This is a genomic window from Nonomuraea turcica, from assembly GCF_030718205.1.
GTDB lineage: Bacteria > Actinomycetota > Actinomycetes > Streptosporangiales > Streptosporangiaceae > Nonomuraea.
This window is the reverse complement of the sequence record NZ_JAUZQF010000025.1, coordinates 131,181-153,345: the sequence shown is the minus strand read 5'-3', so window position 1 is coordinate 153,345 and position 22,165 is coordinate 131,181. Positions and strand designations below refer to the sequence as shown.

General features: G+C 72.2%; 21 protein-coding genes. 9 read left to right on the top strand and 12 right to left on the bottom strand.

Features of this window, described 5'->3' with window-relative positions; genetic code table 11:
* Nucleotides 1–24: 24 nt before the first annotated feature.
* Nucleotides 25–999, top strand: a complete 975-nt coding sequence (locus Q9G87_RS46815; protein WP_305923128.1) for an alpha/beta hydrolase — start codon at nucleotides 25–27, stop codon at nucleotides 997–999.
* Here the strand turns inward: Q9G87_RS46815 and Q9G87_RS46810 are convergent.
* Complete coding sequence (locus tag Q9G87_RS46810; RefSeq protein ID WP_305923127.1) at nucleotides 977–2,029, bottom strand: helix-turn-helix domain-containing protein; 1,053 nt, start codon at nucleotides 2,027–2,029, stop codon at nucleotides 977–979. The genes Q9G87_RS46815 and Q9G87_RS46810 overlap by 23 nt on opposite strands.
* 67 nt (nucleotides 2,030–2,096) lie before the next feature.
* On the opposite strand from Q9G87_RS46810, the gene Q9G87_RS46805 reads away from it, so the two are divergent.
* From Q9G87_RS46805 to Q9G87_RS46795, 3 genes are all read left to right on the top strand, one after another.
* Nucleotides 2,097–3,200, top strand: a complete 1,104-nt coding sequence (locus Q9G87_RS46805; protein ID WP_305923126.1) for an acyl-CoA dehydrogenase family protein — start codon at nucleotides 2,097–2,099, stop codon at nucleotides 3,198–3,200.
* Nucleotides 3,197–4,165 carry an acyl-CoA dehydrogenase family protein gene (locus Q9G87_RS46800; RefSeq protein ID WP_305923125.1) on the top strand — a complete coding sequence of 323 codons (969 nt, stop codon included), beginning with the start codon at nucleotides 3,197–3,199 and terminating at the stop codon, nucleotides 4,163–4,165. Before Q9G87_RS46805 ends, Q9G87_RS46800 begins: the two co-directional genes overlap by 4 nt.
* Before the next feature lie 61 nt (nucleotides 4,166–4,226).
* Nucleotides 4,227–5,048: a TIGR03619 family F420-dependent LLM class oxidoreductase gene (locus Q9G87_RS46795; protein ID WP_305923124.1), complete on the top strand. Its 822-nt coding sequence runs from the start codon at nucleotides 4,227–4,229 to the stop codon at nucleotides 5,046–5,048.
* 18 nt (nucleotides 5,049–5,066) lie between these two features.
* On the opposite strand, the gene Q9G87_RS46790 is transcribed toward Q9G87_RS46795, so the two are convergent.
* The 7 genes from Q9G87_RS46790 to Q9G87_RS46760 form a co-directional block, all read right to left on the bottom strand.
* A complete protein-coding gene (locus Q9G87_RS46790; RefSeq protein ID WP_305923123.1) occupies nucleotides 5,067–6,950 on the bottom strand; it encodes a CHAP domain-containing protein in 1,884 nt (627 codons plus the stop codon).
* 261 nt (nucleotides 6,951–7,211) lie between these two features.
* Entirely contained in the window at nucleotides 7,212–7,961 is a 750-nt protein-coding gene (locus Q9G87_RS46785) for a glucose 1-dehydrogenase (RefSeq protein WP_305923122.1), read from the bottom strand.
* Nucleotides 7,948–10,044: an acetate--CoA ligase family protein gene (locus Q9G87_RS46780; RefSeq protein ID WP_305923121.1), complete on the bottom strand. Its 2,097-nt coding sequence runs from the start codon at nucleotides 10,042–10,044 to the stop codon at nucleotides 7,948–7,950. The genes Q9G87_RS46785 and Q9G87_RS46780 overlap by 14 nt, the downstream gene beginning before the upstream one ends.
* The gene (locus tag Q9G87_RS46775) at nucleotides 10,041–11,561 is read right to left on the bottom strand and encodes a class I adenylate-forming enzyme family protein (protein WP_305923120.1); all 1,521 of its coding nucleotides are present in this window, start codon (nucleotides 11,559–11,561) and stop codon (nucleotides 10,041–10,043) included. Before Q9G87_RS46775 ends, Q9G87_RS46780 begins: the two co-directional genes overlap by 4 nt.
* A gap of 18 nt (nucleotides 11,562–11,579) precedes the next feature.
* Entirely contained in the window at nucleotides 11,580–11,903 is a 324-nt protein-coding gene (locus tag Q9G87_RS46770) for a VOC family protein (RefSeq protein WP_305923119.1), read from the bottom strand.
* Nucleotides 11,900–12,262, bottom strand: a complete 363-nt coding sequence (locus tag Q9G87_RS46765) for a Zn-ribbon domain-containing OB-fold protein (RefSeq protein WP_305923118.1) — start codon at nucleotides 12,260–12,262, stop codon at nucleotides 11,900–11,902. Before Q9G87_RS46765 ends, Q9G87_RS46770 begins: the two co-directional genes overlap by 4 nt.
* Before the next feature lie 48 nt (nucleotides 12,263–12,310).
* On the bottom strand, nucleotides 12,311–14,101 hold the full coding sequence (locus Q9G87_RS46760; protein WP_305923117.1) for a serine/threonine-protein kinase: 1,791 nt from the start codon (nucleotides 14,099–14,101) through the stop codon (nucleotides 12,311–12,313).
* Nucleotides 14,102–14,269: 168 nt separating this feature from the next.
* On the opposite strand from Q9G87_RS46760, the gene Q9G87_RS46755 reads away from it, so the two are divergent.
* Together Q9G87_RS46755 and Q9G87_RS46750 are read left to right on the top strand one after the other, a co-directional pair.
* On the top strand, nucleotides 14,270–14,860 hold the full coding sequence (locus tag Q9G87_RS46755) for an isochorismatase family cysteine hydrolase (protein WP_305923116.1): 591 nt from the start codon (nucleotides 14,270–14,272) through the stop codon (nucleotides 14,858–14,860).
* Entirely contained in the window at nucleotides 14,860–15,600 is a 741-nt protein-coding gene (locus Q9G87_RS46750; RefSeq protein ID WP_305923155.1) for an SDR family NAD(P)-dependent oxidoreductase, read from the top strand. Before Q9G87_RS46755 ends, Q9G87_RS46750 begins: the two co-directional genes overlap by 1 nt.
* A gap of 5 nt (nucleotides 15,601–15,605) precedes the next feature.
* On the opposite strand, the gene Q9G87_RS46745 is transcribed toward Q9G87_RS46750, so the two are convergent.
* Complete coding sequence (locus tag Q9G87_RS46745) at nucleotides 15,606–16,847, bottom strand: serine hydrolase domain-containing protein (protein WP_305923115.1); 1,242 nt, start codon at nucleotides 16,845–16,847, stop codon at nucleotides 15,606–15,608.
* A gap of 29 nt (nucleotides 16,848–16,876) precedes the next feature.
* Here Q9G87_RS46745 and Q9G87_RS46740 point away from each other — a divergent pair, with 29 nt between their 5' ends.
* Entirely contained in the window at nucleotides 16,877–17,785 is a 909-nt protein-coding gene (locus Q9G87_RS46740) for a cyclase family protein (protein ID WP_305923114.1), read from the top strand.
* A gap of 74 nt (nucleotides 17,786–17,859) precedes the next feature.
* On the top strand, nucleotides 17,860–19,011 hold the full coding sequence (locus Q9G87_RS46735; protein ID WP_305923113.1) for a phosphatidylinositol-specific phospholipase C1-like protein: 1,152 nt from the start codon (nucleotides 17,860–17,862) through the stop codon (nucleotides 19,009–19,011).
* On the opposite strand, the gene Q9G87_RS46730 is transcribed toward Q9G87_RS46735, so the two are convergent.
* The gene (locus tag Q9G87_RS46730) at nucleotides 18,998–20,137 is read right to left on the bottom strand and encodes a cytochrome P450 (RefSeq protein WP_305923112.1); all 1,140 of its coding nucleotides are present in this window, start codon (nucleotides 20,135–20,137) and stop codon (nucleotides 18,998–19,000) included. The two genes, Q9G87_RS46735 and Q9G87_RS46730, sit on opposite strands and share 14 nt — an antisense overlap.
* A 91-nt stretch (nucleotides 20,138–20,228) precedes the next feature.
* Here Q9G87_RS46730 and Q9G87_RS46725 point away from each other — a divergent pair, with 91 nt between their 5' ends.
* Nucleotides 20,229–20,813: a TetR/AcrR family transcriptional regulator gene (locus Q9G87_RS46725; RefSeq protein ID WP_305923111.1), complete on the top strand. Its 585-nt coding sequence runs from the start codon at nucleotides 20,229–20,231 to the stop codon at nucleotides 20,811–20,813.
* Nucleotides 20,814–20,882: 69 nt separating this feature from the next.
* On the opposite strand, the gene Q9G87_RS46720 is transcribed toward Q9G87_RS46725, so the two are convergent.
* Together Q9G87_RS46720 and Q9G87_RS46715 are read right to left on the bottom strand one after the other, a co-directional pair.
* Nucleotides 20,883–21,152: a tetratricopeptide repeat protein gene (locus Q9G87_RS46720; RefSeq protein WP_371825930.1), complete on the bottom strand. Its 270-nt coding sequence runs from the start codon at nucleotides 21,150–21,152 to the stop codon at nucleotides 20,883–20,885.
* Nucleotides 21,056–22,099, bottom strand: coding sequence for a tetratricopeptide repeat protein (locus Q9G87_RS46715; RefSeq protein WP_305923109.1), 1,044 nt, complete (start codon nucleotides 22,097–22,099; stop codon nucleotides 21,056–21,058). Before Q9G87_RS46715 ends, Q9G87_RS46720 begins: the two co-directional genes overlap by 97 nt.
* Between the last annotated feature and the right edge of the window lie 66 nt (nucleotides 22,100–22,165).

Here is a 22,165-nt window from a genome sequence, read left to right as displayed (position 1 = left end):
TGACCCCGTGGAAAGGTGCAGCGCATGGCATACCACCCCAACCTGGATCCGGAAATCCGGGCCGCGATCGAGCAGACGCCGCTGCCGGCGCTCGACATGCCGAGCATGACGTACGAGGAGCTCGACGGGTTCCGGGCGCAGATTAACGCGTTCCTGGCCGCCGCCCCGCCGGTCGACGCCGACGTGGTGATCGAGGACCGGCACGTGCCGGGACCCGACGGCGCGCCCGACGTCCGGGTCCGGATCTACCGCCCGGCGGGCGAGGGCCGGGATACGGCCGACCGGCCGGGACTCTACTGGATCCACGGCGGTGGAATGATCATCGGGGTGCCGGAGATCGACGACGCGATGATGATCGGCTACGTCGAGCAGCTCGGCGTCGTCGTGGTCTCGGTGGACTACCGCCTGGCGCCGGAGCATCCCCATCCCGCCCCGGTCGAGGACTGCTACGCGGGCCTGGTGTGGACCGCCAAGGCAGCGGGCGAGCTGGGCATCGACCCGGCGAGGATCGCCGTCGGCGGCGCCAGCGCGGGCGGCGGGCTCGCCGCGGCTACCGTGTTGCTGGCCCGCGACCGGGGCGGGCCCGGCGTGGCGTTCCAGCTGCTGGTGTGCCCGATGCTGGACGACCGCAACATCACCCCGTCCAGCCACGAGTTCGCCGAGGCTGTCGTCTGGGACAGATCGGCGAACCTCTTCGGCTGGACCGCGCTGCTCGGCGACCGGATCGGCACCGACGACGTGCCCCCGTACGCGGCCCCGGCCCGCGCCACCGACCTGTCCGGGCTGCCGCCGGCGTTCATCGACGTCGGTGAGCTGGAGGTGTTCAGGGACGAGGACCTCGACTACGCGCTGCGGTTGTCGCAGGCCGGCGTGTCCACCGAGTTCCACCTCTACCCGGGCGCCTTCCACGGGTTCGACGGCATGGTGCCGGACGCCGAGCTCAGCAAGCGGGCCAAGGCGGCCAGGCTGGCCGCGCTCAAGCGGGCGTACGGCCTGTAGCGGAGTTCGCGCGGAGCCGGACCAGGGCGAGGGCCAGGTGGGCGCGCAGGCGTCCGGGCGCGTCGGCGAGCGAGAAGCCCAGCGCCGCCTCGGCGCGGGCGATGCGGGCGGCCATCGAGCTGTGGTGCAGGTGCATGGCGGTGGCCGCGCCGCGGATCGAGCCGGCCAGGCACAGCGCCCGCAACGCGGCCGTCGCCTCATCGCCGAGCCGTTCCATCGCCCGGACATCGGCCAGCCCGGCCGGCGCCGCCTCCGGCAGGTCGGCGAACAACGCCAGCGCGCCCAGCTCCGACCAGCGCATCACCCGGTCGTGCGGGCCGGTGAAACGCAGCGCCGTACGCGCGCCGGCCCACGACTCGGCCGCCCGCGTGCCGGGCAGCGCGGGTCCGATGCCCACCCGCGCCCCGTCGGGCAGCGCGGAATCCGCCAGGTTGGTCGCCACCAGGACGGCCTCGGTGTCGCCGATCCTGGCCTCGCGCACCTGGTGGCCCATCGTGCGCAGCCCGGCCGCCAGCCCGGTGCCGGAGGGCAGTGCGATCGCCAAGGCCTGCAGCGGAGCGGATGGGCTGAAACCGAGCAGGCGCAGCGCCCTGGCCCGCTCCGCCTCGCCGGTCTCGGCCGACAACACCAGCTCGACCAGCGCCGGATCCTGACCCGCCTGCGCCAGGGCGGCGGCTCGTTCCAAGGTGACCTCGGCGGCGGCCGCGTACCGTTCGAGCACGATCTCGTCGAGCCCGTGCGCCGCGCCCTCGCGTTCCATCCAGACCGACCCGAGCCCGGAGCTCAGCTCTCTGACCTCGGCGGGGGACGTCGCGGGCGTGTCCACGGCGCCTCCGGGCGACGTGCGGGTGCGTCGGCCGGTGGCCGCGTCGAACAGCCCGACCGGGCACTGCGCCAGCCGCGCCGTGGCGGCCAGCAGCACGGGCACGCTCACATGGTCGCGCAGCAGCGAGTCGAAGTACGCGATGACCCGCACCGCGCTCTCCGCGTCGGCGTCCAGCGTGGACAGCCGCAGCAGTAGTCCCTGCACAACCATCAGAGTAGTTCGGTGAACGGCGGCCTGGCGAGCGAATCAAGCGTGCGCTAGGTTGGTAGTCGTGGATCTCGACTTCTCCCCGGCCGAACGGGAATTCCGCGCCGAGGTTCGCGACTGGCTGAGCACGCACGCGCCAGGACCGCTCCCGTCCATGGACACCCCCGAGGGCTTCGCGGCGCACCGCGCATGGGAGGCGCGGCTGGCCGCCGCGCGGCTGTCCGTCGTCTCCTGGCCCGAAGAGTACGGCGGGCGCGGCGCCTCCCTGATCGAATGGCTGATCTTCGAGGAGGAGTACTGGGCCGCCGGCGCCCCCGCCCGCGTCACCCAGAACGGGATCTTCCTGCTGGCGCCGTGCCTGATGCGGTTCGGCACGCCGGAGCAGCGTGCGCGCTGGCTGCCGCGGATGGCCAGGGGCGACGACGTGTGGGCGCAGGCCTGGTCCGAGCCGGAGGCGGGCAGCGACCTCGCCGCGCTGACGTCCCGGGCCGAGCCCGTGCCCGGCGGCTGGCGGCTGTACGGGCACAAGACGTGGAGCTCCCGGGCCGCGTACGCCAGCCACGGGTTCGGCCTCTTCCGCACATCGGGGACGCGGCACAAGGGGCTGACGTACTTCATGTTCCCGCTGGACGACGTCGCGGTCCGGCCGATCGCGCAGCTCGACGGCCTGCCCGGCTTTGCCGAGCTGCACTTCGACGGGGTGTTCGCCGACGAGTCGATGGTGCTGGGCGAGGTCGGGGAGGGGTGGCGCATCGCGATGGCCACGACCTCCTCCGAACGCGGACTCACGCTGCGCAGCCCCGGCCGCTTCCTGGCCACCGCCGACCGGCTCGTCACGCTGGCCCGGGACGCCGGCGACCCGGCGCTCGCCGATCGGGCCGTCCGGTGCTGGGTGGAGGCGGAGGCGTACCGGCTGCACACCTTCGGGACCGCACGCACGATCATGGCGGGGGCGGAGGTCGGCGAGGCCGCCAGCATGGGCAAGGTCTTCTGGTCCGAGCTGGACCTGCGGATGCACGCGCTGGCCATGGAGCTGCTGGGGGAGCGGGCGGGGGAGACGCCGTGGCTGGACGGGTTCCTGTTCTCGCTCGCCGGGCCCATTTACGCGGGCACGAACGAGATCCAGCGCAACATCATCGCCGAGCGGGTTCTGGGGTTGCCGCGATGACCATGAACTTCGGCTTCACCGACGAACAGCTCGCGCTCGCCGCCACCGTGCGTGACGTGCTCCGGGCGCACTGCCCGCCGGCCGCGTTGCGGTCGGAGCGGCGGCCGGGGTGGAAGCAGCTGGCCGCGCTGGGGTTCTTCGGGCTGCTCCTGCCACCGGAGAGCGACGGGCTGGGGCTCGGCCTGGCCGACCTGGTGCCCGCACTGGAGGAGACCGGGCGCGCGTGCCTTCCCGGACCTGTCGTGGAGACCGCCGTCGCGGCCCCGTCCCTGGTGGCGGGGGCCCCGAAGCTGGCCTCAGGGGCCGTGTGCGTGAGCGTGCTGCTGCCCGGGCAGGTGTACGCGCCGGACGCCGATCTCGCCGACCTGATCGTCGTGGCCGGGACCGACGGCCTGCGGCTGGTCACCAAGGAGTCGGCCCGCCTCACTCCCCGGCCCGGCGTCGATCCGTGCCGGCCGCTGTTCGAGGTGGCCTTCGAGGACTCCGAACGGCTGGGCGGATCGGCCGGGCCGGCGCTGCGGCGGGCCACGGTGGCGACCGCCGCGCAGCTCATCGGCGTCGCCAGGGAGCTGCTGGCCGTCTCGGTGGCCTATGCCCGGGTGCGGAGGCAGTTCGGGGCCGCGATCGGGTCGTTCCAGGCGGTCAAGCACCAGCTCGCTGATGTGGCCGTGGCCGTGGAGTTCGCGGCGCCGCTGGTGTACCGGGCCGCGCTGGCGGTGGATGGGGCCGTCGCCACCGCCGAGCGGGACGTGAGCGCCGCCAAGGCCGCCGCGGGGGAGGCCGCCACGTTCGCCGCCCGGGTGGCGCTGCAGGTCCACGGGGCCATCGGGTACACCGAGGAGCTGGATCTCCGGTTCTGGATCGCCCGGGCCTGGTCGCTGTCGGCCGCGTACGGCACCACGGCCGCTCACCGCGAGCGCATACGCGCCGCCGTACTGGACGGCAATGTGCGGAGGTACCCGTGAGGCGGGGCCGGCGGTGGGCTGAGGTGCCTGTGAGGCGCGGCGGCGGTGCGGGGAGGCTTCGGTGAAGTTCGGGGTGCCGCTCGGGCTGCTGCATCCCGCCGCGTGGAAGGACGTCGCGGTGGCCGCAGACGAGCTGGGGTTCGAGTCGGTGTGGCTGCCCGAGCATCTCGTCTTCGCCACGGATCTGTCGCTGGCCGCCTACCCGGGCATGTCCGCGCCGGCGATCAAGCCCGCGACGCCGCTGTTCGACGCGCCCGCGTACCTGTGCTGGCTGGCCGCGTTCACCTCGCGCGTCAGACTCGGCACGGCGGTGCAACTGCTCGCCCTGCGCCACCCGTTCGTGTCCGCGCGCGCCTTCGCGACCCTGGACGTGGTCTCGGGCGGGCGGGCCGTCTGCGGGGTCGGGGCCGGCTGGTACCGAGGGGAGTGGGAGGCGGCCGGGATTCCCTTCGGCACGCGGGGGGCGCGGCTGGACGAGGCGATCGAGGTGGTCAGGCGCCTCTGGACCGAGCCCGTGGTCGCCCACTCCGGAAGGTTCTACTCCTTCCCCGAGGTCGCCTTCGAGCCGAAGCCGGTGCAGCGGCGGCTGCCCGTGCTCGCAGGCGGCGAGTCGCCGGCCGCGCTGCGCCGGGCGGCGCGGCTCTGCGACGGGTGGATCAGCATGCCGCACACCCTCGAGTCGATCAAGCCTCAGCTCGACCGGCTCGGCGATGGGGTCCCCGTGACCGCGCACGCCTATGCGCTGGCCTCGCCCGATGAGGTGCCCGCCTGGGCGGCGTTGGGCGTCGAACGCCTCATCGTCCGGCCCTGGACCCGCAGCCGCGACGCCGTGGCCGGCCTGATCACCTTCGCCGAGCGGTACGGGGTCGGCGGCGAAGGTTGATATGCCATTCCCCGGGGCTCAGGCGCGGTGGCGGCCCCTGCCGGGGCGTCCGGTGGAGGTGGCGCTGATCGCGCCTACCAGCTCGCGGTCGTGGTGCCGGGGAGAGGCCGGCGGGAACCCGGTCGTGCGGTGGCGGCGGCCGCGCGGGGGGAGGTCGGTGGGGAGGGCGGTGAACCGCTCCTCGGCGGAGGGACCTTGACGCCGGCGACGCCCTCGGTAGGACGCCGGGCCGATGTCCGAGGAGTTGAGGATGTCCCCGCCAGGGACGGCGCTCCCGACCGGCGTGAAGGCGTCGAACGCGCTGGTCGCCCCCGGGATGACGACCCGCTGGAACGGCCCGGCGTCGACAATGACCGGACCGGCGTTGCGATCGGGCCGCACGTCGCGATCGGGCCGCACGTCGCGTCCGATCGGGCCGGCGCCAGGAGCCGGTGCGAACGGGTCGACGTCGCGGATGCGCTGCAACGGCCCGGTCTCGTCGGTGAACTCGAACCGGCTCCTGTCGAAGTCGGGCTCGAAAGGATCGGCGTCTCGGATGCGCCGCATGGGGCCGGTTTCCCAGCAGGGCTCGAAGGGGCCTGTGTCGAGGGGCGCGTCGAAGGCATGCGTGAGCGGACGCGTGTCGGCGGCGGGGCGATCGGCGGTCCGGCGCGGTGCGGCGTCCGCGAACGGGTCGAAGGGCCGGGTGCCGAGCAGCCGCCGTACCTGCTCGGACGCCTGGCCGGCGCCGGACGGCACGGAGACGCGGCCGGCCACGTGTGCTTCGGCGCCTGGGACGGTGAGCCCGGCGATCAACTCGGCGTCGGCGGCGACGGCAGGTCGTTCGGGGGTGGGCTCGAGCGGGTCACGGAGTTGCGTGGTCCACAGAGGGGCGTCGGCGGGCGCGCCGGAGCTCGCACGGCGCCTGCGGCGGCGGCGTCGATGGTTCGCGGCCGGGCGGGCGGCCGCGTCGGCGGCTGTGGCGGTGGCCGGGCGTACCCGGGAATGGCGGGTCTTGGCGACGGCGAGCAGGGCCAGTGCGGCGATCAGGGCCGAGCCGATCAGCGTCGGGGAGTCCACCGTGGGCAGCGAACTGGTGACGGAGGTGTCGACGTGCGTGGGGAGCGGCTCGGCCGTGGCCGACGTGGTGTCGGCGGTGGACGGCTTGGCGTGCTTGCCCTTCGCGACGCTCTTGCCCGCGGCGGCCGAGGAAGTGGTCGCAGCAGGTGCCGGAGCCGCCTCCTGGGTCTTCTCGGCGGAGGTCCGGGTGGGCTCGGGGCGGGCCGCGAGCGGAGGCTTGGCGGCTTCTTCGCGCTCGTCTTGGGGGATGTGGGACGTGAGCGAGCCCCCCGGGAGCTGCAGCACGCCCACGTCGGTGCCGGGCCCGGGCGGGAGCGACGCCTGCTCCTCAGCCTTCTTCTTGGCCTCCGCGGCCTCCCGGGCCGCGTCCTCGTCCAGGCGGGCCTTGATCTCCTCCGGGTACCCGTAGCCGACGACCTTGCTGGTGTCACGTTCCTTGCGTTTGGCGACGCCTCCGTCGATGTTCCCCTCGATGGTGAAGATCGTGTCGCCCTCGACCCTGGTGACGACACCGACGTGGTCGATGTTGTCGACGTCGTTCGACCCGCTCCAGTCGTAGTAGACGAACGCGCCGGGCTTGGGCTTCTTGCCCCAGGCTCCCTGCTCCTTGAACCACTTGGCGTGCGCCACCGTCCACGCGAACTGCCCGACCCACTCCTCGTAGCCGAGCTTGTGCGCGGCCCACGAAAGGTACATCTCACACCAAGGGGCGCCGCTGTAATCGGCGTCGAACTCGACGTTCTTGCCGTACCACTCGCCGAACTTGGTGTATCCACTGGCCCTCTCGGCATAGCCGAGCTGGCCCTCGAGCAACTCGATGAACTTCTGCATCTCTGGCGTCATGGAAGCGTGGGGAAACCTTCCGGGCATGCCGGTTTTATCCACGCAGCCTTGGGTAAAAGGGGCAACCAGGGACGCGTGTGACAAAACCGGAGGCTTGTCGCTGTTGGGATGAGCTGAGGCTACCGTGCCGTAAGTGCAGGTCAAGCACACACCAAGAGATGGTCACGTCTTGGTCAGCTACGTAAGCCCAGGTCAGGATGCTGCCAGAAATGTCCAAACAGGGGTGGTTTAACCCAAAAAGATCTACCTTGAGGTGCTAACTCAGTATCCCGCGCCGGTCAGCAGGCCGCCGTCCACGGTGAACTCGCTCCCCGTGCAGTAACTGGCCCGGTCAGAGGCCAGGAACGCCACCACATGCGACACCTCCACCGGCTTGGCGAAGCGCTTGATGACCATGGACTTGACGAACGCCTCCGCGTCCACTTCCTTTGCCATGTCCGGGTCCATGGCCATCGCGGTGTTGATCGCACCCGGGTGCACCGAGTTCACTCGGATCTTGAACCGGGCCAGCTCGCGGGCCGCCGACTTGGTGATGCCCCGGATCCCGAACTTCGAGGCCGCGTACGCCGACAACCCCTCGGCGCCGACGAAGCCCTCGATCGACGAGATGTTCACGATCGCGCCCCGCCCGGCCGCTTTCATGGGCTCGATCACCGACTTGATCCCCAGCCAGGTGCCCTTGAGGTTGACGTCGACGATCTGGTCGAAGTCCTCGAGTGACATATCGGCGATCCGACGAAATTTCAGGATCCCGGCGTTGTTGACCAGCACGTCCAGCTTGTCGTGCAGCTCGAGCGCCGTCGCCACGGCGCGCTCCCACTCGGCCGGACTCCGCACGTCATGGTGCACGTACGTGGCGCCGGTCTCCTCCGCCAGCGCCTTGCCCTCCTCGTCCAGCACGTCCCCGAAGACCACCCGCGCGCCTTCCGCGAGGAACAGGCGCACGTGCGCCGCGCCCATACCCCGCGCCCCGCCCGTGATGAGCGCGACCTTGCCGTCAAGCATCCCCATAACGACCTCCAGCCGCGATGGCCCCAGCGATGGCTGCTGAGGCCGCCTCCATGGTCCGGTAGACGGGGATCCCGGCCGCCGCCGCGATCCGCCGCACCTCGTCCTCGACACCCGCGGGCGCGCACTCGCCGTTCCTGGTGACCAGGGTGACCCGAGTGCGCGGCAGCGCGTCCTGCGCCCCGGCCAGCGCCCGCGTGTAGGCGTACAGGGGCTCGGCCGCGTTCCCGTACGTGAAGAACGCCTGGACGTTCACATGGGCCACGATGTCGCGGCACGGCCGTCGCCGGACGATCGCGTCGATCACCTCCGGCACCAGCCCGGCTCGCCCGAGCGGCCCCACGGGCACCTCCAGAGGGTTGCCGGACGCCGCCACGCCGAGCCCGCGCAGCTCCTCCAGCACGTCGCCGGGCAGCGGGTCGAGCCGTACCCCGGCCGCGTCGAACGCGTCCGCCGCCAGCACGCTCGCGCCCCCGCTCGGTCCCACCACCAGCACCCCGTCACCCTCGGTGAGGCGGGAGCCGTGCGCCTGGAAGAACGCCAGCGTCCCGATCAGGTCGTCCTGGCTGGACACCAGCGCGGCCCCGGCCTGCGCGGCCACCGTCTCCCAGATCCGCCGGTCGCTGACCAGGCCGCCGGTGTGCGAGGCGGCCGCCTGCTGCCCCTGCCCGCTGCGCCCGCCCACCAGCAGCACCACAGGCAGGTCGGTCGCGCGCAGCGCGTCGTACAACTCCCTGCCGTCGCGCGGGTCCTCCAGGTACAGCCCGACGGCTCCCGTCTCCGGGTCGGTGGCGAGCCAGCGCAGCAGCTCGGCCGGGGTGAGGTCGGCCGCGTTCCCCACGGTGACGACCCGGCTGAACGCCAGCCCGCGCTGTTCCCCGACCTTGATCACCTCCCCGGCGAGCCCGCCGCTCTGCGAGATCAGCGCGACCGATCCGGCGGGGCCGAGCCCGCCGCCGACGAAGGTCTGCCGGCCGCGCGGGCAGTAGACGCCCATGCAGTTGGGGCCGAGCAGGCGTGTCCCGGCCGCGCGGGCGGCCTCGACCAGCTCGTCCTCCAGCCCGGCGCGGCCCGCCTCCGCGAAGCCGCCGCTCATCACCTGCACGAACGGCACGCCTGCGGCCTGCCGCACCACGCCGGGGCACCGTTCGGCTGGTACGGCGACGAGCGCGTAATCGACATCCGCGTGCGCCAGCGACGGCACCGCCCGCACCCCGGCCACCTCATCCGCTTCGGGGTGCACGGCGACCAGCGGGATTCCGGCGGCCTTGTAGAAGTCGAGGAACATGTTCCCGAAGTTCGGCCTGGTGGTGGAGGCCCCGACCACGGCCACCGCCTTCGGCTCGAAGAGCGGCAGGAAGTCCGCGGTGTCCCGGCCGGCCGCCGGCTCCCCGGGCTCGGCGGGGACGTAGCGCGCGTCGACCGCCACCACGCCCGACGGGCCCGCGATGACCGGGTTCAGCTCGAACTCGCCCAGCTCCAGCCGCTCCCACAGCCCACCGGGACCGCCGACCGTCATGAGCAGCTTGACCAGGGCGTCCACGTCCACGGGCGGCGTTCCGCGGAAGCCGCGCAGGAGCGGAGCCCCCCGCAGTGAGGCCAGCATGCGCCGCGCGTCCCGCTCCGAGACCGGGCAGAGCCCCAACGCCGTGTCCCGCAACGCCTCCGTCCATATCCCGCCGAGCCCCGCCAGCAGCACCGGGCCGAACGCGACGTCCCTGACCACGCCCACGATCAGCTCCACCCCGGCGGCCGCCTGCTCCTCGACGAGGAAGCCTGCGACATCGGGCAGTCGGGAGCGCATCTCCATGGCCGCCGCCGGCAGGTCCGCCGCGCGCAGGCCGAGCACCACGGCCCCGGCGTCCGACTTGTGCACCAGCCCAGGACCGAACGCCTTCAGCACCAACGGCTCGGCGAGCCCCGCAGCCGCCGTGAAGTCCAATTCCCCGCCGGCCGGGATGTCAGGCTCCCCGCCGGTCGCGCCGTCCAGGCCACGGAGGACGACGCCGCGCGGCACCGGCACCCCGGCCTCGCTCAGCAGCGCCTTGACCTCGTATTCGTAGACCTCGTGCTCGTAGACGCTCACGCCGGCAGGTGCCCGTACTGCTCGCGGATCTCCCGGCGCAGCAGCTTGCCCGGCCCGCCCGAGGCGTCCTGCGAGTGCGGCAGTTCCTCGGCCACCACGATGTGATCGGGCCGCTGATGGGCGGGGAGGGAGTCGGCCAGGGCGAGGGCCAGCTTGGAGGCGTCCAGCGAATGTCCGGCTCGCGGCACGACGGCCAGCAGGATCCGCTGCTCGGACGCCCCCTCGGGCACCCCGACCGCGCCGGCCTCGGCCACCCCGTCCAGGGCGGAGGCGGCCTCCTCGATCGCGACCGGCTGCGACCACACGCCGCCTTTGAGTATCGAGTCCTCCCGCCGGCCCAGCACGCGCAGCACGCCGTCGGCGGAGAGCGTGCCGAGGTCGCCGCCCACGTACCACTCGCCGCGCAGCACCTCCGCGGTCTTGTCCGGGAGGCCGTCGTACTCGGTCATCCGATGCGGACCGGCCAGGTTGATCTCGCCGACCTCGTCGACCACCCGGTTCCCCTGCGGGTCCGTGATCCGCACGGCGTTCCCGGTACGGGCCCGCCCGGAGGACCCCAACGGCGTCGAGCCGTCGTCCACCCGGCCCATGCAGGTGTACGGGGCCTCGGTCTGCCCGTAGTACGAGAACACGCCCGCCTGCGGCAGCCTGGCCTTGATCCGGTCCAGCATGGTGGCGGTCAGTGGCTCCCCGCCCAGCATGATCACCTGGATCGACGACAGGTCCACGCCCTCGTGCTCCGCAGAGCCCAGCAGGGCGGCGTAGAACGACGGGATCTGGGACACATGCGTGACCCGTTCGCGTGGGACGACCCGCAGGAAGTTGGCCGGCCCCCAGTCCTGCTCCAGCACCAGCCGCATCCCCGCGTAGAGCGCGGGCCCGACGATCGCGGGGAAGCCGATGCCCCAGATGATCGCGCCCGTGCCGAACACCGAGTCGGGGCCGCGCGGCACGTCCAGCCAGATCTGCGCGGTCGCCAGCGACGACGCGTGCGTGTGCACGACCGCCTTCGGCAGCCCGGTCGTTCCCGAGGTGTAGTAAAGGGCGAGCGGGTCGTCGTGGAAGCCCGCCGTCGGCGGCTCCTCGTCGGATGCCCCAGTCAGGTCCGCCGCGTTGATCCACTTCGTCACACCCGGCAGCGACCCCTTGATCTGCTCCACCACCTGCTCGACCGTCGCGTCATAGACGAACGCCGTGCACCCCGAGGCCGCCACGACGTCACGCAACGTCTCCACCGGCCAGTACGGGTTCAGCGCCGCCGTGACCGCCCCGATCTTGGCCTGCGCCAGGTAGACCTCGGCCACCAGCAGCGTCTCGTTGAGCAGCGCCGCCACCCGCTGCCCCGGCGTGATCCCCTGGGCCAGGAGGGCGTTGGCGCGGCGGTTGACGTTCCTGTTCAGCTCGTCGTAGGTGAAGCTCTGCTCGCCGCAGTACGTCAGCGCCACCCGGTCGGGCGTGCGCATGGCGCCGGCGGTCAAGATCGCGTGGCCGTAGTTGCCGTAGGGTGATCGCGCCATGGGGGGTGCCTCCAGTTTTCAGAGGGGCGAATAGAGCACGAAGACGTTTCCTGAGGGATCGCGCAGCACGGCCCGCATCTCATGCGGCCCCGCCTCGGGCCCGCGCACCACCTCGGCGCCGCGCTCGGACATTTCCCGCACGGCCACCGCCACGTCGTCTACCTTGTACGACGGCGCCGCCGACCCAGTGACGTGCTCGGCGGGACCGGCCAGCGCCACGGTGACCCCGCCACCGTCCAGCGCCGCGAACCTGTCGCCGTCCCTGAACTTCACCGGCAGCCCGTAGAAGGCGATCGCCTCGTCCAGGTCGGCGACGGGGATCAGCACGTTGCCGAGCTTCACGCGGGCCTCCAATGCGGTAATTCGTCCACGAACGTCACCCGCACCGGCATCCCGATGCGGACGTCCTCCGGCGCGCACTCCACCACGTGCCCGAACGTGCGGGCACCCTCCAGCAGGTCCACCCAGGCCATCACGTACGGCTCCCGTCCCCGGTAGGCGGGCGCGAACGAGCGATGCACCACCGTGAACGTGTGCACCACGCCCTCACCGGAGACCGGCTCGAACACGAGCTCGTCGCCGCCACACCGAGGACACGCCGCCTCGGGAAGGTGGACGCGCCGGTCGCAGGCCGTACAGCGCTGGATGACCAGCTCGCCGCGCGCGCAGGCGGCCAGGTAGGCGGAGGTGTCGGCGCTCATCGCTTGCCAAGCTAGCGCACGCTTGGTTGCCGGGCAAGGGTCCGTCCCTCAGGGGTCGGCCGGGTCAGGGGAAAGCTCTTCCGTGGCGGTCACCGGCGGCTGCGCCGAGGGGTCGGTGGAGAGCCGGGCCACCGGCCCGTTCGTCGGCTCCGGGTCCGACGGGGTGGGGCTGCCGATGGCGGAGGTGCTCCGCTCCTCCGTCGGCGCGGGCGTCGGCGTGGCGGACCGGGTCGGGGAGGGCGCAGGGCAGGCGGGGCCGTCCACGGCCGCCTCGCTCACCTGCGGTCCGTTCCCCGACGCCGGCTCCGTCATCACCAGAATCCCGAAATACGCCCGACGACCGCACGCCACATCCCCCGGGTCGTGCGTGACGCTGCTGGTGTAGACCGTGTTGCCGCGCAGCGTCCGGCTCTCCTGCCGGACCGTCCGCGCCGGCGCGTCGTCCCCGTCCCGCCGCGTGTACGTGATCCGCAGCCGCACCGGCCCCGTCCCGTTCGCCGCCACCCTGATCGAGCCGTTCGTGCCGCTCCATTGCACGATGCTGGCCGCCTGCACTGCGGGCGCCACCAGCTCCGGCACGCCGGTCCCCGCCGGCCCGTTGGTGGGCGGCGGCGGAGGGGGAGAGGTGGTGACGGGAGGCGGGGGCGCCTGGGTCGTCGGCGGTGCGGCCGTGGTGCGCCGTGGCGCGGGGGACGTCGTCCTGGTGGGGCCGGACGTGGTGGTGGCGTCGGACGTGGTGGTGGCGTCGGCCGGGGAGGGCGCCGGCTCGCTCTGCTCCTCGGGCGGCGGCATCAGGATCGCGCCGGGCCCCGGCGGCAGCCGCCCGCCCGACAACACCAGCGCGATCGCCACGGCCACGACCGTCGCGCCCGCCACCCACAGGTGCGGCGGCAGCCTGGGCATGCTCATGATCCGCTCGCGCAGGGTGATCGTGGCGGTGCCGCTCTCGTGATCGGTCCTGGCCAGGGGGAAGCGCAGGGCCAGCAACGTGGCCAGCTCAGCCAGGTGGCGCCGCCCGCGTTTCTCCCAATCGGGGCCGTAACCGGCGACCGCGTCCTCCTCCAGCTCCGCCGCGAACTGCCGGGCGGAGGCGTACCTGACCGCCGGGTCCTTGGCCATCCCCCGCCTCAGCAGGTCGCGCAGCGTGTCCGGCACGACCTCCAACGGCACCGGCTCCACCAGGTGCTTGTCCCGGATGGCCGGGACGTCGGGCTCCGTCTCCTCGCCTTCCTTGTACGCGCGGAAGGGCGGCCGTCCTTTGACGGCCTCGAACAGCACGCAGGCGGCCGCGTACAGATCGGCGGAGGGCCCGGCCTGGTGCCGTGTCCACAGCTCGGGCGACATGTACGCGGGGGTGCCCGCGGGCACGCCGGGCTCCTCGGCGTGCACCACGATGCCGAAGTCGGCCAGCTTGGTGGTGCCGTCCGCCTGGACCAGGACGTTGTCCGGCTTGACGTCGCGGTGCGGCACGTCTTTCTCGTGGGCCGCAGCCAGGGCCAGCAGCGTGCTCTTGAGCACGGCCAGGGCGGCTTCGGGGCTGGTCCTGCCGTGTTCGGCCAGCAGGGTACGCAACGACACGCCGTCCACCAGCTCCATGACCACGGCCGCCCGGGTCGGGGTCTCGACGTACTCGTAGAACCTGACGACGTTCTGGTCGTCGATCTCCACGAGCTGGTGGGTGTCCGACCGGAAGCGGTCCATGAACTCGGTGTCCCTGCGCAGGGTGGCGTTCAGGTACTTGATCGCCACATAGGCGCCGGTCGATTGGTAGGTGGCGAGGAACACGCGGCCGGTGTGGCCGGCGCCGAGCTGGCGTACTTCACGGTAACCAGGGACCAAGTCCTACCCCCAAAGGCAGCCGTCTTCCGATTCGACGGTCTCACCCGGGGTTCGGGTTGTCACGAGTGAACATATTTCGCCCTGTGTTAACCCTGAATGACCCTGTGTGGTGAATGATATGCTCGCCCGTACCAAGCAAGCGCTCGGCTAATGAGGTGGGAGGCGCCGGTGGAGGGCGTGGCCGTGCTCGTGATGGAGATGCAGCGGGGCGTCGTCGGTGATCTCACGAAATTTCCGGACCTGGTGGCCGCCTGCGAGCGACACGACGTCGTGGCCAACACCGCCCGGCTCCTCCACACCGCCAGGGCGGCCGGGCTCCCGGTGATCCACTGCACAGCCGCCTTCCGCCCGGACCGGGCCGGCTCGCACACCGCCAACTGCCCGTTCATCGTCTCCCTGCTCAAGGACCCGGACCACATGCTGGAGGGCACGGCCGCAGTCGGGGTGCTGCCCGAGCTGCGGGAGCCGGGCGATCTGGAGAGCCGCCGGTATCACGGGTTCTCGCCGTTCACCGGCACCGCACTCGACATGACGTTGCGCTCGCTCGGCGTCTCCTCCGTGGTGGCGGCCGGGGTCTCGCTCAACCTCGGCATCCCCGGGCTGGCGCTGGAGGCCGTGAACCTCGGCTACCGGGTTACGGTCGTCACGGACGCGGTGGCGGGCATCCCCGAGGAGTACGCGCGGGCCGTACTGAGAAACACGATCAGCCTGCTCGCCACCCGCGCGACGGCCGCGGACCTGATCGAGACGTGGAAATGATGGACGGGCTGCGCCTGGACGGGCGCGTGGCCGTCGTCACCGGGGGAGCGGGCGCGATCGGCGCGGCCATCGCGGCGGATCTGGCCGCGCTCGGCGCGCGGGTGGTGCTCGCCGATGTGGACCTGCCGAACGCGGAGAAGGTGGCCGCCGGCCTGCCGGGAGCGCGGGCGGCGGCTGTGGACCTGACCTCGCCGGCGTCCGTGGAGGCGTTCGCCGGCGCCGTGGGGGACGTGGACGTGCTGGTGCACAACGCCGGGGTGGCGATCGTGGAGCCGTTCACCGCGAGCGATCCGGCGGGCTGGGACCTCATGTGGCAGGTCAACCTGCGCGGGCCGATGTTGCTGACCAAGCTGCTGCTGCCCGGCATGATGGCCAGGCGGTGGGGGCGGCTGGTGTTCATCTCCTCCGACGGCGCCAGGGCCGGCTCGGGCGGCGAGGGCGCCTACGCCGCCACCAAGGCAGGACTGTTCGGGCTGGCCAAGACGCTCGCCCGTGAGGCCGCCAAGGCCCAGGTCACCTCGAACGTGGTCTGCCCTGGCCCGACCGACACGCCCATGCTGCGGCGGGTGTCGGCGGCCGAGCCCGGGCTGGTGGACAAGATCGCACGGGGCATCCCGCTGCGCCGCCTCGGCACCCCGGCCGACGTGGCCGGGCTGGTCGCCTACCTGTGCACCGATCGCGCCGCCTACATCACCGGCCAGACGTTGTCGGTGAGCGGCGGCGTCACCATGCACGGATGAACGGCTCAGAGCGACTTGTAGACCGCCTCCACCAGGCGGATGCCGCGCAGGTTGCCGGAGACCGCGTTGGCCATCCTGTTCATGACGTACGCGACGGCCAGGCGCCGCTCGGGGTCGCCCAGTCCGACGGACCCGCCGAGGCCCGAGTGGCCGAACGCCGTCTCCGACGGCATCAGGAAGGTGAGCGACGGCCGCATGAAGCCGAGCCCGAACGCGGTGTCCAGGAACAAGACCCGGTCCGGCCCGTTCACGCGGGCGCGCATGGCCTCCCGCAGCGTGCCGGGGTCGAGCAGGTCGCCGGCGATCAGCGAGCGGTAGAAGCCCGCCAGGCCCCTGGCCGTGGCGACCACCCCGGCCGCGGGCCAGCCGGCCCGGAGGATGACCGGGTGGTTGGCGCCGCCTTTGAGCAGGTGCATGCCGGGGTTGCCGAGGGCCCGGTTCATGAGGCTCTGGGGATCGAGCGCCGCCTTGGCCATCTCGGCCAGCGCATCCGGACTCCGGCCGGCCGTCCTGCCGTCGGCGGGGCCCTGGCCCGGGACGGCCTCGGCGGGGCGCTGGCGCGGGACGGCCTCGGCGGGGCGCTGGCCCGGGACGGCCTCGGTGGCAGTGAGGGGTTGTGGGCGGTCGGCGGCCTTGAGGCGGGCAGCGCGGCCGATCACCGGGTCGGGCGCCCCCACCCACAGCTCCAGGTCCAGCGGCCCGGCGATCTCCGCGGCCACCAAGTCGCCCACCGACTTCCCGGTCACCCGCCTGATCACCTCGCCCACCAGGAACCCGTACGTCAGCGCGTGGTAGCCGTGCGCCGTCCCCGGCGCCCACAGCGGCGCCTGACCGGCGAGGCGGGCCGCGATCGCCGCCTGGTCCTCGAACTCCTCCACCGGCACGGGATCCTCCAGCACCGGCAGCCCGCACTGGTGGGTGAGCAGGTGCTCTACCGTGATCGCTCCCTTGCCGCGCGCGGCGAACTCCGGCCACACGTCCGCGACCGGCGCAGTCACGTCCACAAGTCCCCGCTCCGCCAGCCGCAGCAGGACGGCAGCGGTGATCGCCTTGGTGCAGGAGTAGGCGAAGGCCGGCGTGTCGTGCTCCCAGCGCCGCCCCGTGTGCCGGTCCGCGATCCCGTCCCACAGGTCCACGACCAGCTCGCCGTTCAGGTAGACGGCGAAGGCCGCACCCAGCTCCTCGCCGTCGGCGAAATGCCGCTCGAACACCTCCCGTACGCGGGAGAACCGAGGATCGCAGTGCATCGGACCTCCGCAAGAAAGGAAGCGCTTACTTGGTTCACGAGCCTAACAACTGGGGACGATTCGGCCCAGACGATCAGCGCGGCACCCTGAACCTCCTCACGCCGGAGGTGGTCCTCGCCGCCCTGCGCGCCGCCGCGACCGGCGAGGTGCTCAGCCTGGCCATGCCCATCAGGGGCGCCACCTCCTCGCCGGCCCCCACGACGGTGCCGCACCTGCGTGGCCGCCCGCTGCCGCAACACTTCATGTCCGTGGACGGCGGCGACTACGCGGCCGGGGCGCGGCCCATCGGCGAGGGCCTGTGCGTGGCCGACGACGCGCTGGTCGTCACCCCGCACGGCACCACGACCCACATGGACGCGTTGTGCCACATGTGGTCGGGCGACCAGGTCTACAACGGCCACCCCGCGGCCCGGGTGCGCTCGTACGGTGCCACCAGGTGCGGGATCGAGCAGGTGGGCGGCGTCGTGGCCAGGGGAGTGCTGTTCGACGTGCCGCGGCGGCTCGGCCTCGACCACCTGCCGGCCGATTTCCGCATCCCGCCCGAGGTGCTGGAGGACATCGCCACGCCGCGCCCGGGGGACGTGGCGGTGATCCGTACCGGATGGCCGCTGGTGTGGGAGCGCTCGAAGGAGGATTACTGGTCAGGCCAGCCCGGCCTGTCGGCCGCGGCGGGCCGCTGGCTGGCGGCGCACGACGTGTCCGTGGTGGCCTGCGACAACGCCGCGATCGGCGGTCTCAACGCCCGGGGGCTGGCCGACGAGAGCCTGGCCGACGACCTGCATCTCCTCCTGCTGCACCGGCACGGCATCCACCTGATCGAGATGCTGTGGCTGGAGGATCTGGGGGCGGCCGGGCGGACGGAGTTCGTGTTCGTGGCGGCGCCGCTCAGGATCGAGGGCGGCACGGGGAGCCCGATTACCCCGCTTGCCATCCTTTGAGATTCGCGCATTTTTCCCGACCTGTTTGGATATTTTGCGAAGATCCGTAAACCACCTCCTCGAAGGTCGGTACCATGCGTCCCCTCGCCCTCATCGCCGCCACCGCTGTGGCCGCGCTCGCCGCCGTCCCCGCCGCCGACGCTGCCACGGCCGGCCGCGCGAGCTCCGGCACCCTGCGGATCAACCACGTCCAGACCATCGCCACCCACAACAGCTACCACCGGGAGCTGACCGACGCCGAGAAAGACGTGCAGCGCAGGACCGACGCCAACTGGTGGAACCTGCAGTACTCGCACACCGCCCTGCCCAACCAGTTCGGCGCCCAGCGCGTGCGCGGCATCGAACTGGACGTCTTCCCCGACCCCAAGGGCGGCCTGTACACCAACCCGCTGGTCCGCCGCGACGCCGGCCTGCCGGCGCTGAACGACCCGGCGCTCGCCCAGCCCGGCTTCAAGGTGCTGCACTGGGCCGACCACGACTACGGCACCAACTGCTCGACCTGGGTCACCTGCCTGCGCCAGGTACGCGAGTGGTCCGACAAGAACCCCGGCCACGTGCCGCTGACCATCCTCACCGAGTTCAAGAGCACCGACCCGAAGAAGGAAGCCATGGGCGGGGCCAAGAGCCCGGCCTGGGACACCGCGCTCATGGACGCCCTGGACGCCGAGATCCGCTCGGTCTTCCCCGACGACCGGCTCATCACGCCGGACGACGTCCGCAAGCCCGGCCTCACCCTGGAGCAGTCGGTGCTCAAGCACGGCTGGCCGGAGCTGAACGCGTCCCGCGGCAAGATCATGTTCTTCATGGACAACCAGGCGACCGCCATCCAGCAGCCCTACCTGGCGGGCCGGCCCAGCCTGGAAGGCCGCGTGTTGTTCACGAACTCCCGCCCCGGCCGCGCCGACGCCGCCTTCGTCGGCTGGAACGAGCCGGAGGGCGCCAACACGGCGCAGATCCAGGACCTCGTACGGAAGGGCTACTACGTACGCACCCGGTCCGATGTGCCCTTCACCGAGGCCAGGTCGGGCAGCACCGGCCGGCTGAAGGCGGCCCTGGACAGCGGCGCGCAGATGATCAGCACCGACTTCCCGGTGATCGGGCTGTCGGCCAGGCACGGCAGCGACTACACGGCCGAGCTGCCGGGCGGCGCGACCGTCCGCTGCAACCCGGTGAACGCGCCCACCGGCTGCCGGGACCACACCCTTGAGCGAATCACGTCCAAGTGACCGGCAGACTGCCGACCCCGTACGCCGCGGCGTCGTGCTTCAGTGGCACCTCGGTGGCGGGGACGGCCAGCCGCAGCCCGGGGAAGCGCTCGAACAGCGCCCGGTAGCCGATCCGCAGCTCGATCCTGGCCAGCTGCTGCCCGAGGCACTGGTGCACGCCGTGCCCGAAGGACAGATGCCGCCGCGCCTCCGGGCGGCCGGGGTCGAGCACGTCCGGATCCGCGAACACCGCCGGGTCCCGGTTGATCATCGGAAGTGACAGTGCCACCGTCTCGCCCTTCCTGACCGGCGTGCCCGCCACCTCGACGTCCTCCAGCGCGGCCCTGCTGGGCCCGCCGAGGTGCAGGATGGACAGCCAGCGGAGCAGCTCCTCATCCATGCCCTCCTCATACGGCCGCCCCTCCGCCAGCAGCGCGAACACGCCGAGCGCCAACATGTTCGCGGTGGTCTCGTGGCCCGCGACGAGCAGGATCATCGCGACGTTGACCAGCTCCTCGTCGGTGAGCTCGCCGGCGAGGCCGCTGATCAGGTCGTCACCGGGCTCAGCCGCTTTACGGTGTACCAGCTCGCCCAGGTAGCCGGCCAGGTCGGCGCCCGCCCCGGCCACGTCGCCGCCCGCCCTGACAATCTGGAGGCTGCGGTCCTGGAAGAAGTCGTGGTCCTCGTACGGCACGCCGAGCAGCTCGCAGATGACCATCGACGGGATCGGCAGCGCGTACGCGCTCACAAGATCGGCCGGCGGCCCCGCCGCTGCCATGGCGTCGAGGTGGTTGGCGGTGATCCGCTCGATGCGCGGCTCCAGCACGCGCATCCTACGCAGAGTGAACTGGCCGGTGAGCAGGCGGCGGTAGCGCGTGTGCTCGGGCGGGTCGGTGGCGGCGAAGAATCCCGGCGGCGCCGGGCGTCCGGGCCCGCTGGGCATCGTGGAGCGCACGGCGGCGTGCTTGAGCTCCGGGCGCGCGCTGAACCGCGGATCCCCCAGCACCGCGCGGGCCGCCTCCATGGTCGTGGCCAGCCAGCCCAGATGGCCATCGGCGAACTCCAAGCGGCTCATCGGCGGCAGGGCTCTCAGCGCGGACGGAGGGTCGAAGGGGCACTTCGGGTCTCGTTCGATGGGGAGTCTCATAAATCTGAGAGTAGACTCCTAAATCGGAGTTGACTAGCAAAATATGGTGATCTCTTGTGAATGGGTTGTTGAGCTCGGAAAATGCGATGTCATGAGCGAGCGACCGGGCCTGCGAGAGCGGAAGAAGGCCAAGACCAGGGCGTTGATCCAGAAGGAGGCGCTGCGGCTCTTCCGCGCGCAGGGATACGCGGCGACGACGGTCGAGCAGATCGCCGAGGCCGCGGAGGTCGCGCCCAGCACTGTCTTCCGCTACTTCTCCACCAAAGAAGACCTGGTGGTGGTCGACCAATTGCCCGCCGTCATGGAGGCGCTCAGGGCGGTGCCCGCAGGAGTCGGGCCCGTGCCGGCCGTCCGCGCGGCCGTGCGCACGGCGCTGGAGGATCAGACGGCGGAGGAGTTCGCCGACAGCCTCGAGCGGGAGAGGCTCGTGCTCACGGTGCCTGAGCTGTGGGCGGCGAGCTTGGAGAACCTCACCGGCATGATCGGGACAGTGCGCGAGGTCCTGGCGGCCCGCGAGGGGCGGGACCCCGGCGACCCGGAGATCCGCGACGTCGCGGGGGCGATCGTCGGGGTGCTCATGGCGCTCTGGTTCGACTGGACGAAGAACCAGGACATGGACGTGTTGGCCGAGTTCGACCGCGCGATGGAGCACCTGGAGGCCGGTCTGCCCCTATGACCCCGGCACAACTGTCGGATATGAGCGCGTGCCGTGACCGGGGTGCCACGCGGCGGAGAGGCGCCGCGTCTATTGGCGTGCCATGCGGCGGAGACGGGCCGCGTCGTCGGCCGCGGCCCTCGTCAAGCCCTGCTCCGGGCCCAGCACGGCCTCGAAACGCGCCGCCACCTCCTCGAACCCGGCCAGCGCCGCGGCTTCCTGTCCCGCCGCCTCCTGGGCGCGGGCCAGTCCGAGCCATGTGATCAACGTGTCAGGATGGTCGACTCCCAGCACCTGCCGTTGATCCGCCAGGACACGCTCGTACAGCTCCGCGGCCGCAGCGGCGTGCCCGGCGGCCACCTGCGCCCACGCCAGCCGGCCGCGGACGACCAGGGTCTCGGGATGCACCAGGCCGCATTCCGCTCGTAGTCACTCACCAGGCCGTCGAACAGCTCCACCGCCTCGCCAGGGCGATCCGCCTCCGCAAGGGCGTACGCCATGCCCGCCGCCGCTCGCGACCGCAGTATGTCGCCATGCTCGTCGCCCAGGACGCGGGCCCGCTCGGCCGCCACCCGGCTATAGAGGGCGGCCGCTTCGAGAGGGCGGTCGGTGTACTCGATCGCGTGGGCGAGCATATGCACCGCTGCCAGCGTGTCGGGATGGTCGTCACCCAGCAGCCGCCGCCGTCCCTCGACCACGGCCTCTGCGATGGGCTCTGCCCTGGCGCCGTCGTTCAGATTGATCAGGTGCGAAGCCACGCCGTGGCGGACGGCCAGGATGATCTCTCCTGCCCCGTCGTCCCCGTCGGGCAGCTGCTCCAGGCATAGCCACAGCGCGGCGGCGTGCTCCGCGACCGCGAGGACGGTCGGCAGCTCGCGCCAGGTGTCCTCGTCGGCGATGTCCTCGACGAGAGCGTGCAGGCGCCGGGCGACATCCGCGATCAGAGACCCGAGCGTGCCCTCGCGCTCGAAGGAGTCGCGCACCGCTCGGCGTACCAGGCGGTGCACCAGCGCCGTCGAACCGTCGCGATCAAATGACACCAGCGACCGGGTCGCCAGCTCGGCCAGAGCATCATCGAGCTTCGTCGTGAGCAGATCCAGCCGCGCTCCCGAGGACGACAGCACCGACAACTCGCCGAGCAGCCGCGCCGCCCGTGGCCCGCACTGCGAGACCGACAGCAGGATGGCCTGCGCCACCCCCAGCGGGTACGGCTCGCCGCGCGGTCGGGCCAGTAACACGTTGATCGGCGTCGCCCGCAGCCGTTCCAGATACTCCTCGTACGACACGCGGGGCGGCCCCACGAGCACGGCGGAGGCGATCGACAGAGCCAGCGGCAGGTGATCCGTTCCTCGGCCACCAGTCCGGCTGCCGCA